The following is a 14,161-nucleotide window of genomic DNA, read 5'->3' on the forward strand; positions in this document are numbered from 1 at the left end:
AGTCAGGATGCGATTTATGACTCTGGTGACAGCTTATAACAGAGGATAACAGCGCATGGTGCTTGGCAAACCGCAAACAGACCCGACTCTCGAATGGTTCTTGTCTCATTGCCACATTCATAAGTACCCATCGAAGAGCACGCTGATTCACCAGGGTGAAAAAGCGGAAACGTTGTATTACATCGTCAAAGGCTCGGTGGCAGTGCTGATTAAGGATGAAGAAGGGAAAGAAATGATCCTTTCTTATCTGAACCAGGGTGATTTCATCGGTGAACTGGGCCTGTTTGAAGAAGGCCAGGAACGTAGCGCCTGGGTACGTGCAAAAACCGCGTGTGAAGTCGCCGAAATCTCCTACAAGAAATTCCGTCAGTTGATCCAGGTGAATCCGGATATTCTGATGCGTCTTTCTTCGCAGATGGCTCGCCGCCTGCAGGTCACTTCCGAGAAAGTGGGTAACCTTGCCTTCCTGGACGTGACAGGCCGCATCGCACAGACATTGCTGAACCTGGCGAAACAGCCTGACGCCATGACCCACCCGGACGGTATGCAAATTAAAATTACCCGTCAGGAAATTGGTCAGATCGTCGGGTGTTCTCGTGAGACCGTTGGCCGTATCCTGAAAATGCTGGAAGATCAGAATCTGATCTCCGCCCACGGTAAAACTATCGTGGTTTACGGAACGCGTTAATTCCGGTCAGACGGCGTGCCATCGCAAGGTGTCACGCCGTTTTTGTCTCTGGCAACCATGTGGCGCAGGCTGATTTATCACCCGGAAGTTAACTACGCACTTCGGCAAACGCTGGTGTTATGTCTCCCCGTGGCTGTCGGTCTGATTCTCGGCCAACTGCAACATGGTCTGCTGTTCTCTCTCGTGCCTGCCTGCTGTAACATCGCCGGTCTGGACACCCCGCATAAGCGCTTTTTCAAACGTCTGATTATTGGCGGCAGTTTGTTTGCCGGTTGCAGCCTCGCCGTGCAGCTCTTACTTGCCCGCGACATTCCTCTGCCGCTGATTTTAACCGTGCTGGCGATGACGCTCGGCGTCACCGCGGAGATCAGTTCGCTTCATGCGCGCCTGCTGCCCGCATCGCTCATCGCCGCGATTTTCACCCTTAGCCTTGCCGGAAATATGCCCATCTGGGAGCCGCTGCTGATCTATGCCCTCGGCACGTTGTGGTACGGATTGTTCAACTGGTTCTGGTTCTGGATGTGGCGCGAACAGCCCTTACGCGAATCCCTGAGCCTGCTGTACGTCCAGCTCGCGGAGTATTGCGAAGCAAAATACACCTTGCTGACGCAACATACCGATCCGGAAAAGTCGCTGCCGCCGCTGCTCACTCGCCAGCAAAAGGTGGTGGATCTGATTAGCCAGTGCTACCAGCAGCTCCATATGCTGGCCGCCAATAAGAATCATGAATACAAGCGGCTGCTGCGCACGTTTCAGGTCGGGCTGGATCTTCAGGAGCATATTTCCGTCAGCCTGCATTATCCTGCCGAGGTGCAAAAACTGGTGGAGCGCAGCCACGCCGAAGCGGTGATCCGCTGGAATGCGCAAACGGTCGCCGCGCGCCTGCGGGTACTGGCTGACGATATTCTGTACCACCGCTACCCCACGCGCTTTACGATGGAAAAACAGCTGGGCGCGCTGGAGAAAATCGCACGTCAGCATCCGGACAATCCGGTCGGGCAGTTCTGCGCCTGGCACTTTAGCCGCATCGCGCGCGTGCTCCGCACCCAGCGCCCCCTCTATTCCCGCGACCTGATGGCCGATAAGCAAAAACGCCTGCCGTTGCTGCCAGCGTTAAAAAGCTATTTGTCCCTGAAATCCTCGGCCCTGCGCAATGCGGCGCGGATCAGCGTAATGCTCAGCATTGCCAGCCTGATGGGCATGGCGCTGCATCTACCGAAACCCTACTGGATTTTAATGACGGTGCTGTTTGTCACGCAAAATGGCTACGGCGCCACCCGCGTGCGGATCCTGCACCGGGCAGCGGGCACGGTCGCAGGACTGGTGATTGCTGGCATAACGCTGCACTTCCACGTACCGGACGGCTTCGCCCTGGCAGGAATGCTGGTGATCACCCTCGTGGGTTATCTGATTATCCGCAAAAACTACGGCTGGGCGATGGTCGGATTTACCGTCACGGCGGTGTATACCCTGCAATTGCTCACGCTGAACGGCGAACAGTATATTGTCGCGCGACTGGTGGATACGTTGATTGGCTGTCTGATCGCCTTTGGCGGCATGGTCTGGCTGTGGCCCCAGTGGCAGAGTGGGCTGTTGCGACAGAATGCGCACGATGCGCTGGAGGCCGATCAGCAGGCGATTCGCCTTATTCTGAGCGACGATCCGCAGCCTTCCCCGCTGGCCTATCAGCGCATGAAGGTCAATCAGGCCCATAACGCGCTGTTTAACTCCCTCAATCAGGCGATGCAGGAGCCGGGCTTTAATTCCCATTATCTGGCGGATATGAAGCTGTGGGTCACCCATAGCCAGTTTATCGTCGAGCATATCAATGCCATGACCACGCTGGCACGCGAGCATGCGATGCTGACGCCGGACCTGGCGCAGCGCTATTTGCAGTCGTGTGAAATTGCGCTGCAGCGATGCCAGCAGCGTCTGGAGTATGACGCGCCGGGGGAATCCGGAGACTCTAACATTCTTGAAGCACCGGAAACGCTCACCTGGGGCCCTATGAGCACGCTGGAACAGCATTTACAGCGCGTTCTGGGACATCTGAACACCATGCACACCATTTCGTCGGTCGCATGGCGTCAGCGCCCGCATCACGGCATTTGGCTGACGCGGATTATGCGCCGTAAGGCGTCGTAAGTTTTGCGGCTCCGTATTCCGGGACAAAACCAAGCCGCTACCTGGCGACTCCATTAGCCCTGAACGATCTTCTTCACCGCACTGGCAAAACGCGTCATCCCGGCTTCGATATCCTGCTCTTCCACCACCAGCGACGGCGCAAAGCGCATTACATCTGGGCCGGCATTCAGTACCATCACCCCTTCGTGCGCAGCCGCATGGAGGAAGTCACGCGCGCGGCCTTTATACTGCGGCTTCAGTTCCGCACCGACTAACAGTCCCATGCCGCGAATATCGCTGAACACGTCGTACTGTGCGTCGATCTTCTGAAGATGCTGCACAAACTGCTCGCGCTTCGCGTTGACGCCGTTCAGCACTTCCGGGGTGTTGATAATATCGAACGCCGCTCCGGCAATCGCGCACGCCAGCGGGTTGCCGCCATAAGTGGAACCGTGAGAGCCGACGTGGAAGGCTGATGCGATCTCTTGCGTCGTCAGTACGGCGCTCACCGGGAAACCGCCGCCCAGGGCTTTCGCACTGGTCAGAATATCCGGCGTTACACCATAGTGCATATACGCAAACAGATCGCCGGTACGCCCCATTCCACTTTGCACCTCATCAAACACCAGCAGCGCCTGATGCGCATCGCACAGCGCGCGCAGGCCTTTCAGGAACTCTGGCGTTGCGGCGGTTACGCCGCCCTCACCCTGGATCGGCTCCACCACTACCGCGCAGGTGTGATCGTCCATCACGGCTTTTACGGCATGCAGATCGTTAAATGGCACATGGATAATATCGGCCGGTTTCGGGCCGAAACCGTCAGAGTATTTCGGCTGCCCACCCACGGAGACCGTGAACAGCGAACGGCCGTGGAACGCATTGTGGAACGCGATAATTTTGCTTTTATAGGGGCTGTGGCGAGTGGATGCGTAATAGCGCGCCAGTTTGAAGGCGGTTTCGTTGGCTTCGGTGCCGGAGTTCATAAACAGCACGCGCTCGGCAAACGTCGCGTCGATCATCTTGCGGCCCAGACGCAGCGCCGGTTCATTGGTAAATACGTTGCTGGTATGCCACAACGTTTCGCCCTGGGTTTTTAGCGCGTCGACCAGGGCAGGATGGCAATGCCCCAGCGCCGTCACTGCAATACCGCCCGCAAAATCCACGTACTCTTTGCCCTGCTGATCCCATACCCGGCTACCTTTGCCTTTAACCGGGATAAACTCCGCCGGTGCATAAATTGGCAGGATCACTTCGTCGAATGTTGCGCGTGTAATTGCAGATTGCTCAGTTGCCATGTCATGCCCATCCATTTTATGTCACATTTTTAGTGAGAATATAATCACAAAATATGCATAAAAAATCACAACAAGGCAATAAAAATTCAGCGATTGACGAAATTGGCGAGAAGCTGGTGGCCCTGTTCGCTCAGTATGCTCTCCGGGTGGAACTGCACCCCTTCGAGATCCCATTCGCGATGGCGAATGCCCATGATCTCCCGGGTGTCGCTCCAGGCGGTAACCTCAAAGCACTCAGGCAACGTGGGCGGATCGATAACCAGCGAGTGATAACGCGTAACGGTAAGAGGATTATTCAGGCCAATGAACACCCCCGTTCCCGTGTGAGTCACCGGGGATGTTTTGCCGTGCATCACTTTCGCAGCACGAACAATCGTGGCGCCGAAGACCTGGCCGATGGCCTGATGCCCCAGACAGACGCCAAGGATCGGCAATTTACCCGCGAAATGGCGGATAACATCCAGGGAAATACCGGACTCATCGGGCGTGCAGGGCCCCGGCGAAATGACGATTTTCTCTGGCGACAGCGATTGAACGTCAGCCAGCGTCAGCTCATCATTGCGCCGCACCACCACCTCCGCACCCAGTTCACAAAAATACTGGTAAAGGTTCCAGGTAAAGGAATCGTAGTTATCAATCAGCAGAATCATGGCGGCTCCGGGACAAAAAGGCCGCCCTATTCTACTCAGTTTCCCGCGCTTCACTCACTACTTTGGCAAAGATGGTATTGAGTGGGGTCAAATCCCCCATCGCGCCACTTTGGTTAGCGTCTGACCACGCCTTTGGATCGATATCCTGCCAGCTTAGCTGGTACCCCGCGTGGATCGCCAGCTGTTCAAAGAACACGCGCTGAGCAATCCCGTTGCCAATGCGGAACGGGTGTAAAACGTTTATTTCACAGTAGTAGTGGCTGAGGCGGGCGATAAATTCGTCGCGCTCAAGACCCGTCAGATAGCCTTCGTCCTCCAGATCCTGCATCAGCGCATTGCCCTCTTTCTCGATATAAGCAAAGTGGCAAAAACGCGTGTCGCCCTGGTAGATATCAACCTCACGGAACTCGCCAGCCCAGCTAAAAATATCCTGATAAAGATGGCGATGGATAGCGCACAGGTGCGGTAAACCGCGGGCTGGAGGTCCGAGCGGCAACGTGGCGGCACGCAGCGCGGTCAGCTCATAAGCGGCCTGCGCCAGACGCTCCGCCTGACGGATACTGAGCTTGTTGCGCATCACATTGAGACCGGGATAGAGATACGGGTCGCGATCGTCACCAATTTTATCGCTCATAGTGCCTCCTGAGTTCCTCAAGACGCGCCTGCGCCGCTTCCGCGTTAAGCTCAACTAACGGGCTATCAATGCCTTCCAGACGTCGGCTGGCCTGAAAATTAATATTTCGCTGCTGCTCCCAGAGACGGGATTTTTGTTTATCGGTGAGTTTTTTCACTTAACGCCTCCCTGATGTGCCCATTTGCCACAAGTATAAGCAGCAAAACGCGCTTTCGCAGGGAGGTGTCAGCCGTGCGGGCGAGAAACGCCCGCCGAAGAGAAGATTAAGGCAGTACTTTAGCGGAGAGGATAACTACCGGTTTTGTCGGGACATTCTGGTAAGGACCGACGTCGTGGGTCTGCACCTGAGAGATCTTGTCAGCCACGTCCATCCCTTTCACAACTTTACCGAAGACCGCATAACCGAAATCACGCTGGCCGTGATCGAGGAAAGCATTATCAGCCACGTTGAGGAAGAACTGGCTGGTTGCGCTGTCTTTATCGGCGGTACGCGCCATAGAGATGGTGCCGCGGGTGTTACGCAAGCCGTTGTCGGCTTCGTTTTTGATTGGCGCGTTCGGCTGCTTTTGCTGCATTTGCTCGTTAAAACCACCGCCCTGAAGCATAAAGCCCGGGATCACGCGGTGGAACGTGGTGTTGTTATAAAAGCCGCTGTTCACGTAATCGAGAAAGTTTTTAACAGAAACAGGAGCTTTCTGGCTGTTCAGTTCCAGCTCAATATTTCCGGCGGAGGTTGTCAGCAAAACATGGGGGTCGCCTTTCGCTGCCAGAACGGCAGGGGAGACTGCAGAGAGAGCAAACACAGCTGCGACAGCCGCCAGAGTTGATTTGAGCATGAGAATTCCTTAACAAAGCGCAGTAAAGAAGGCAAGTGGCTTGATTCTAAAGAGCAGTATGAACGGAGGCCAGCCTTTTACCTAATTTTACGAATTTGAAACAGTTGTAACCACGCAAACGGTTGTCTTTAGCGCTGCTTAACGTGATCAAGATCACATCAAATAGTGCAATGACGATCATATTTCGCATAAAAGATTTAAATGGATCACTTTAATGACTAAAATCTGCCCGCACTCAGCGCGTCAATGCGCTTTACATTCTTATACCCTGAATTATTCACGATGCAGGAGCGCGGCAAACGACGCACTCCCGAAGCTGACTCAACTCAGTGGCGGGGTGATGAAGTGTCGCCAGCGCATCGGCGTCCTGAAGAATGACGGGTAAAACACAGGCCAGACATGACTAACAGCAACCGCATCAAGCTCACATGGATCAGCTTCTTCTCGTACGCCCTGACCGGCGCACTGGTAATTGTCACCGGGATGGTGATGGGAAATATCGCAGACTACTTCCAGCTGCCCGTTTCCAGCATGAGTAACACCTTCACCTTCCTTAACGCCGGGATCCTGATCTCCATTTTCCTGAATGCCTGGCTGATGGAAATCGTTCCCCTGAAAACGCAGCTGCGTTTCGGCTTTGTGCTGATGGTGGCTGCCGTCGCAGGCCTGATGCTCAGCCACAGCATTGCCCTGTTCTCGGCCGCCATGTTCGTGCTTGGCCTGGTGAGTGGGATCACCATGTCCATCGGTACGTTCCTGATCACCCACATGTATGAAGGGCGTCAGCGCGGCGCGCGTCTGCTGTTCACCGATTCCTTCTTCAGCATGGCCGGGATGATTTTCCCGATGGTTGCCGCGGTTCTGCTCGCGCGCAGCATCGAATGGTACTGGGTGTATGCCTGCATCGGCCTGGTCTATGTGGCGATCTTTATTCTGACCTTCGGCTGTGAGTTCCCGGTTCTCGGCAAAAAGGCGCAGTCCACCGCTGAGCCGGTCGCAAAAGAAAAATGGGGTATCGGCGTGCTGTTCCTCTCCGTTGCCGCGCTGTGCTACATCCTCGGCCAGCTGGGCTTTATCTCCTGGGTGCCGGAATACGCCAAAGGTTTGGGCATGAGTCTGAACGATGCGGGTAAACTGGTGAGCGATTTCTGGATGTCGTACATGTTTGGCATGTGGGCGTTTAGCTTCATCCTGCGTTTCTTCGACCTGCAGCGTATCCTGACCGTTCTGGCAGGCCTGGCAACCGTGCTGATGTATCTGTTCATCAACGGCTCACCAGAGCATATGCCGTGGTTTATCCTGACGCTTGGCTTCTTCTCCAGCGCGATTTATACCTCGATTATCACGCTCGGATCGCTGCAAACCAAAGTGGCATCACCAAAACTGGTTAACTTTGTCCTGACCTGCGGCACCATCGGCACCATGCTGACCTTCGTGGTGACGGGCCCGATTGTGGCGCACAGCGGCCCGCTGGCAGCGTTACATACGGCAAATGGCCTGTATGCCGTGGTGTTTGTGATGTGTCTGGTACTGGGCTTTGTGACCCGCCACCGTCAGCACAACACGGTAGCGGCTTCACATTAATGCTCTATGCCCCTTTGCGCTCAGCGAAGGGGCTGTTTCGACTGAAAGAGACCTCTTCTCCCCCGCTGTCTGTTTGTATCCACGTCTGCGCCAGCTGCGTTGTGGCAATCACCCTTCCCTGCCGAATTGACCAGCGCACCGGCACCTGGCAGCGCACCGCTTCAAATCCGCTTTCTGCTGGCAGAATAATCAGGTTCGCCGGGTTGCCTGTCTCAATGCCGTAATCGCTCAGGCCAAAGGTTCTGGCGCTGTTATGGGTGATCAGATTAAGTCCGCTATCAATCTGCGAATAGCCCATGAGCTGGCAGACGTGTAAGCCCATATGCAGCACCTGCAACATATTACCGGTACCCAGCGGATACCACGGGTCAAAGACATCGTCATGACCGAAGCAGACATTGATACCGGCTTCCTGTAACTCTTTCACGCGGGTGATTCCCCGGCGCTTTGGATAATCGTCAAAACGGCCCTGCAGATGGATATTCACCAGCGGATTAGCAACAAAGTTAATCCCGGACATTTTCAACAGACGGAACAGGCGCGACGTGTATGCCCCGTTGTACGAGTGCATCGCCGTGGTATGGCTTGCCGTCACGCGCGGACCGATGCCGGCTTCGAGGGCCAGCGCCGCCACGGTTTCAACGAAGCGCGACTGTTCGTCATCGATCTCATCACAATGGATATCGAGCGGGCGGTCATATTTTTTCGCCAGTTCAAAGGCGATATGCAAAGACTGCACACCGTATTCACGGGTAAATTCAAAGTGGGGTATCGCCCCCACCACATCGGCCCCCAGCTTTAAAGCCTCTTCGAGCAGTGCGGCCCCGTTGGGATACGAAAGAATGCCCTCTTGCGGAAAGGCAACAATTTGCAGGGTGATCCACGGCGCGACTTCTTGCTTCACTTCCAGCATCGCTTTCAGTGCGGTGAGGGTCGGATCGGACACATCAACGTGGGTGCGAACAAACTGAATACCGTTGGCCATTTGCCACTTTAACGTCTTCCACGCCCGCGCTTTAACATCTTCGTGGCTCAACAGCGCCTTACGTTCTGCCCAGCGCTCAATCCCTTCAAACAGCGTTCCGGACTGGTTCCAGCTCGGCTCACCGGCGGTTTGCGTCGTATCAAGATGAATATGAGGCTCGATAAATGGCGGGATCGCCAGCCCACCGCGAGCGTTAAGCACTTCATGGCTTTCGTCATGGGCGTCGCTCATCGGGATGATCTCTGCAAAACGACCCTTCTCAATGCCAATTTGCCATAACCCCTCCCGACCCGGTAAGCGGACATTCTGGATTAGCCAAAGCGGTGTTGTTGTCATACCTTTCTCCCGAAAAGCGCTGCTGAAATTTAGGAGTACGTTGTTTCCACAATTTGCCCCCTGATTTGTACACAAAATCGACGACGACGAAAAGCCAGCTATTTCCATGACTTATAAAAATCCTGACAAATCAGCGATATACCCACTAAGTGGTAGGTTAAGGCGTATTTGATTTGCATCAATAAGTGCCCCTGCTGAATCGTTAAGGTAGGCAGTAATAGAAAAGAAATCGAGGCAAAAATGAGCAAAGTCAGACTCGCTATCATCGGTAACGGCATGGTCGGCCACCGCTTTATTGAGGATCTCCTTGATAAAGCTGACGCTGCCCAGTTCGATATTACCGTCTTCTGTGAAGAACCCCGCATAGCATACGATCGTGTACACCTCTCTTCCTACTTCTCTCACCACACCGCCGAAGAGCTCTCTCTGGTCCGTGAAGGTTTCTACGAGAAGCATGGCGTCAAAGTGCTGGTGGGCGAACGCGCGATCACCATCAACCGCCAGGAAAAAGTGATTCACTCCAGTGCCGGACGCACGGTTTTTTACGATAAGTTGATCATGGCGACTGGCTCTTACCCGTGGATCCCGCCGATTAAAGGCTCAGAGACACAGGATTGCTTCGTTTATCGTACCATCGAAGACCTCAAAGCGATCGAATCCTGCGCCCGTCGCAGCAAACGCGGCGCGGTAGTCGGCGGCGGTCTGCTGGGCCTCGAAGCCGCAGGTGCGCTGAAAAATTTAGGCGTCGAAACCCACGTCATCGAATTTGCCCCGATGCTGATGGCAGAGCAGCTTGACCATATGGGCGGCGACCAGCTGCGCCGTAAAATCGAAAGCATGGGTGTGAAAGTTCACACCAGCAAAAATACCAAAGAGATCGTGCAGGAAGGCACCGAAGCGCGCAAAACCATGCGTTTTGCCGACGGTAGCGAGCTGGAAGTCGATTTTATCGTCTTCTCCACCGGTATCCGCCCACGCGACAAAATGGCTAACCAGTGCGGTCTGGCCGTGGCTCAGCGCGGCGGGATCATGATTAACGATGCCTGCCAGACATCCGATCCAGACATCTACGCTATCGGCGAATGCGCCAGCTGGAACAACCGCGTGTACGGTCTTGTCGCGCCAGGATATAAAATGGCGCAGGTCGCCGTTGACCATATCCTCGGCAATGAAAACGCCTTCACCGGTGCAGACATGAGCGCCAAGCTGAAACTGCTCGGCGTGGACGTCGGCGGTATCGGCGATGCGCACGGCCGCACCCCAGGCTGTCGCAGCTACGTTTATCTGGATGAAAGCAAAGAAGTCTACAAACGCCTGATCGTCAGCCAGGACAACAAAAACCTGCTGGGCGCGGTGCTGGTGGGTGATACCAGTGATTTCGGCAATCTGCTGCAGCTGGTATTGAATGCCATCGAACTGCCGGAAAACCCGGATGCGTTGATTCTGCCGGCGCATGCCTCCAACGGTAAGCCATCCATCGGCGTGGATAAACTGCCGGACAGCGCGCAGATTTGCTCCTGCTTCGACGTGACCAAAGGCATGCTGATCTCGGCGATCAATAAAGGCTGCCATACCGTTGCCGCGCTGAAAGCCGAAACCAAAGCCGGGACCGGCTGCGGGGGTTGTATTCCGCTGGTCACTCAGGTGCTGAACGCCGAGCTGGCGAAACAGGGCATCGAAGTGAACAACAATCTGTGTGAGCACTTCTCTTACTCACGCCAGGAGATTTACCACCTGATCCGCGTGGAAGGCATCAAAACCTTCGACGAACTACTGGAAAAACACGGTCAGGGCTACGGCTGTGAAGTGTGTAAACCGACCGTCGGTTCACTGCTGGCTTCCTGCTGGAACGATTACATTCTGAAACCGGAGCACACGCCGCTCCAGGATACCAACGACAACTTCCTGGCGAACATCCAGAAAGACGGGACTTACTCGGTGATCCCACGTTCTGCAGGCGGTGAAATTACCCCTGAAGGTCTGGTAGCCGTGGGCCGCGTGGCGCGCGAATTTAACCTGTACACCAAAATCACCGGTTCCCAGCGTATCGGTCTGTTTGGCGCGCAGAAAGATGACCTGCCGGAGATCTGGCGTCAGCTGATCGAAGCGGGCTTCGAAACCGGTCACGCCTATGCCAAAGCGCTGCGCATGGCCAAAACCTGCGTGGGCAGCACCTGGTGCCGTTACGGCGTGGGCGATAGCGTGGGCTTCGGCGTTGAGCTGGAAAACCGCTACAAAGGCATCCGTACCCCACACAAAATGAAGTTTGGCGTCTCGGGCTGTACCCGTGAATGCGCAGAAGCCCAGGGCAAAGACGTGGGGATCATCGCCACCGAGAAAGGCTGGAATCTGTACGTTTGCGGTAACGGTGGGATGAAACCGCGTCACGCCGACCTGCTGGCCGCCGATCTCGATCGCGAAACTCTGCTGAAGTATCTTGACCGCTTCATGATGTTCTACATCCGTACCGCCGATAAACTGACCCGTACGGCTTCCTGGCTGGATAACCTCGAAGGTGGCATTGAGTATCTGAAATCAGTGATCATCGACGACAAACTCGGTCTGAACGAACATCTGGAAGAAGAGATTGCCCGCCTGCGCGAAGCGGTAATTTGTGAGTGGACTGAAACCGTGAACACGCCAGCGGCACAGGTTCGCTTCAAACACTTTATCAACAGCGCCCAGCGCGATCCAAACGTACAGGTTGTGCCTGAGCGTGAACAGCATCGTCCGGCGACCCCATACGAACGCATTCCGGTGACTCTGGTGGAGGAAAACGCATGAGCCAGTGGGTAAACATCTGCAAAATCCAGGATATCATCCCGGCGACCGGCGTCTGTGCGCTTTTGGGAACAGAGCAGGTTGCCATTTTCCGCCCTCGTCATGACGAACAGGTCTTTGCGATCAGCAATATTGACCCGTTCTTTGAATCCAGCGTGCTGTCCCGCGGCCTGATTGCGGAACATCAGGGTGAGCTGTGGGTTGCCAGCCCGCTGAAAAAGCAGCGTTTCCGTTTAAGCGATGGACTGTGCATGGAAGATGAAAGTCATTCCGTGAAGCATTACGACGTGCGGGTAAAAGACGGTCACGTACAGCTGCGGGGATAATCCCTTCAAATTCCTCGCCTTTTCAATAAGAAAGGCTTATGACCCCTAATGGGTAACGGCAGGAAAATCCGTATGTTTTATGCGGCTCCTGCTGTTATCCTGACGTCAAATTATTCCCCTCTCTCTACCCGTTACTGCTGTGAGGTCAAGTCGTGGAACATCTGCCGATTTTTTGTCAATTACGCCATCGCGACTGCCTGCTGGTTGGGGGCGGGGATGTTGCCGAGCGCAAAGCACGCCTCCTGCTTGATGCGGGTGCTCGTCTGACCGTTAACGCCCTCGCCTTCGCCCCACAGTTTGAAGTCTGGGCACAGGAAGGGATGCTGACGCTGGTGCAGGGGGAATTCAACGAATCCCTGCTGGATACCTGCTGGCTGACAATTGCCGCAACGGACAATGATGAAGTCAATCAGCGCGTCAGCGACGCCTGCGAAACTCGCCGCATTTTCTGTAACGTCGTGGATGCCCCGAAAGAGGCCAGTTTTATCATGCCGTCAATCATTGACCGTTCGCCGCTGATGGTGGCGGTCTCTTCCGGCGGTACATCGCCGGTGCTGGCGCGTTTACTACGTGAAAAGCTGGAAGCGATTTTACCCCAACACCTCGGCCAGGTGGCGCGCTACGCGGGCCAGCTCCGCGCCCGAGTTAAAAAAACCTTCGCTACCGTGGGCGAACGGCGTCGTTTCTGGGAAAAATTCTTTGTTAACGATCGGCTGGCGCAGTCGCTGGCCAATCAGGATCAGAAAGCCGTCGCAGAGACAACCGAGCGCCTGCTGGCTGAGCCACTTGACCATCGCGGAGAAGTCGTTCTGGTGGGCGCAGGGCCTGGAGACGCGGGACTGTTAACCCTCAAGGGGCTGCAGCAAATTCAACAGGCGGACATCGTGGTGTATGACCGCCTGGTCTCTGACGACATCATGAATCTGGTGCGCCGTGACGCTGACCGCGTATTCGTCGGCAAGCGGGCTGGCTATCACTGCGTGCCGCAGGAGGAGATCAATCAGATCCTGCTGCGCGAAGCGCAAAAGGGTAAACGCGTGGTGCGCCTCAAGGGCGGCGATCCGTTTATCTTTGGTCGCGGCGGCGAAGAGCTGGAAACCCTGTGTCATGCCGGCGTTCCGTTCTCTGTGGTACCAGGTATTACCGCCGCGTCGGGCTGTTCGGCCTATTCCGGTATCCCGCTCACCCATCGCGATTATGCGCAAAGTGTGCGTCTGGTGACGGGACACCTGAAAACGGGCAGCGAGCTGGACTGGCATAATCTGGCTGCGGAAAAACAGACGCTGGTGTTCTACATGGGGCTGAACCAGGCCGCCACCATCCAGCAAAAACTGCTGGAACACGGTATGCCGGAGGATATGCCGGTGGCGCTGGTGGAAAACGGCACGGCAATTAAACAGCGTGTCGTGAGCGGGGTATTAACCCAACTGGGCGAGCTGGCGAAGCAGGTCGAAAGCCCGTCGCTGATCGTGGTTGGCCGCGTTGTGGAACTGCGGGAAAAGCTGAACTGGTTTTCCAACCACTAACAAGAACCCGCAACAAGAGCCTGCATAATTCCCCTTCAAAGAGTAGTCCTTAACTGGACTACTCCCCTCTTACTCCTGTCGATAACATACCGCCTGCGAAATGGAATTTTTCCATTTAATCCCTCGTGTTACATCCAAACTGAGTTCATAAGACAAGGAAAGAGTATGTTCAAACTGGCGAAGGCCGCTATTTTAGTCGGCGTATTATCGACCCTTACTGCTTGCACCGGACACGTTCAAAACACCAAAAATAACTGTAGCTACGATTATTTGCTGCACCCGGCGATCTCGATTTCGAAAATGATCGGTGGCTGCGGCCCGGCGGCCGATCAGTAAGCGTTTTGCAGGCATAAAAAAACCGGGAAAATCCCGGTTTTTTTGTTTGGGTGGTGCATG

13 protein-coding genes are annotated in these 14,161 nt (G+C 55.1%); 7 read left to right on the plus strand and 6 right to left on the minus strand.

All coding sequences use genetic code 11. The features are described from left to right. Nucleotides 1-55 precede the first annotated feature (55 nt). Nucleotides 56-688: a cAMP-activated global transcriptional regulator CRP gene (crp, locus tag SOM82_RS19080; RefSeq protein WP_000242758.1), complete on the plus strand. Its 633-nt coding sequence runs from the start codon at nt 56-58 to the stop codon at nt 686-688. Nucleotides 689-745: 57 nt separating this feature from the next. Beyond that, nucleotides 746-2,833, plus strand: a complete 2,088-nt coding sequence (locus tag SOM82_RS19085) for a YccS/YhfK family putative transporter (RefSeq protein ID WP_320461032.1) — start codon at nt 746-748, stop codon at nt 2,831-2,833. A 53-nt stretch (nt 2,834-2,886) separates the two neighbouring features. On the opposite strand, the gene argD is transcribed toward SOM82_RS19085, so the two are convergent. The 5 genes from argD to ppiA form a co-directional block, all read right to left on the minus strand. Beyond that, nucleotides 2,887-4,107 carry a bifunctional acetylornithine/succinyldiaminopimelate transaminase gene (argD, locus tag SOM82_RS19090; RefSeq protein ID WP_320460959.1) on the minus strand — a complete coding sequence of 407 codons (1,221 nt, stop codon included), beginning with the start codon at nt 4,105-4,107 and terminating at the stop codon, nt 2,887-2,889. Between the two features lie 86 nt (nt 4,108-4,193). After that, nucleotides 4,194-4,757: an aminodeoxychorismate synthase component 2 gene (gene pabA / locus SOM82_RS19095; protein WP_320460960.1), complete on the minus strand. Its 564-nt coding sequence runs from the start codon at nt 4,755-4,757 to the stop codon at nt 4,194-4,196. Nucleotides 4,758-4,788: 31 nt separating this feature from the next. After that, a complete protein-coding gene (locus SOM82_RS19100) occupies nt 4,789-5,391 on the minus strand; it encodes a putative adenosine monophosphate-protein transferase Fic (RefSeq protein WP_154127955.1) in 603 nt (200 codons plus the stop codon). Further along, nucleotides 5,381-5,548: a FicA/YhfG family antitoxin gene (ficA, locus tag SOM82_RS19105; protein WP_320460961.1), complete on the minus strand. Its 168-nt coding sequence runs from the start codon at nt 5,546-5,548 to the stop codon at nt 5,381-5,383. The genes SOM82_RS19100 and ficA overlap by 11 nt, the downstream gene beginning before the upstream one ends. 106 nt (nt 5,549-5,654) lie before the next feature. After that, a complete protein-coding gene (gene ppiA / locus SOM82_RS19110; RefSeq protein ID WP_095283699.1) occupies nt 5,655-6,227 on the minus strand; it encodes a peptidylprolyl isomerase A in 573 nt (190 codons plus the stop codon). A gap of 399 nt (nt 6,228-6,626) precedes the next feature. Between ppiA and tsgA the strand changes: the two genes are divergently transcribed. After that, nucleotides 6,627-7,811, plus strand: a complete 1,185-nt coding sequence (gene tsgA / locus SOM82_RS19115) for an MFS transporter TsgA (protein ID WP_154127957.1) — start codon at nt 6,627-6,629, stop codon at nt 7,809-7,811. 4 nt (nt 7,812-7,815) lie between these two features. On the opposite strand, the gene SOM82_RS19120 is transcribed toward tsgA, so the two are convergent. Continuing rightward, entirely contained in the window at nt 7,816-9,132 is a 1,317-nt protein-coding gene (locus tag SOM82_RS19120) for a cytosine deaminase (protein ID WP_154127959.1), read from the minus strand. Nucleotides 9,133-9,372: 240 nt separating this feature from the next. Between SOM82_RS19120 and nirB the strand changes: the two genes are divergently transcribed. From nirB to SOM82_RS19140, 4 genes are all read left to right on the plus strand, one after another. Further along, nucleotides 9,373-11,916, plus strand: a complete 2,544-nt coding sequence (nirB, locus tag SOM82_RS19125) for a nitrite reductase large subunit NirB (protein ID WP_154127961.1) — start codon at nt 9,373-9,375, stop codon at nt 11,914-11,916. Next, on the plus strand, nt 11,913-12,239 hold the full coding sequence (gene nirD, locus SOM82_RS19130) for a nitrite reductase small subunit NirD (protein WP_154127963.1): 327 nt from the start codon (nt 11,913-11,915) through the stop codon (nt 12,237-12,239). The genes nirB and nirD overlap by 4 nt, the downstream gene beginning before the upstream one ends. A 152-nt stretch (nt 12,240-12,391) precedes the next feature. Beyond that, complete coding sequence (gene cysG / locus SOM82_RS19135) at nt 12,392-13,765, plus strand: siroheme synthase CysG (protein WP_320460962.1); 1,374 nt, start codon at nt 12,392-12,394, stop codon at nt 13,763-13,765. 165 nt (nt 13,766-13,930) lie between these two features. Further along, nucleotides 13,931-14,101 carry a YhfL family protein gene (locus tag SOM82_RS19140; RefSeq protein ID WP_154127965.1) on the plus strand — a complete coding sequence of 57 codons (171 nt, stop codon included), beginning with the start codon at nt 13,931-13,933 and terminating at the stop codon, nt 14,099-14,101. Nucleotides 14,102-14,161: the final 60 nt, after the last annotated feature.

This window comes from Lelliottia sp. CFBP8978, assembly GCF_034046055.2.
Classification (GTDB): domain Bacteria; phylum Pseudomonadota; class Gammaproteobacteria; order Enterobacterales; family Enterobacteriaceae; genus Enterobacter.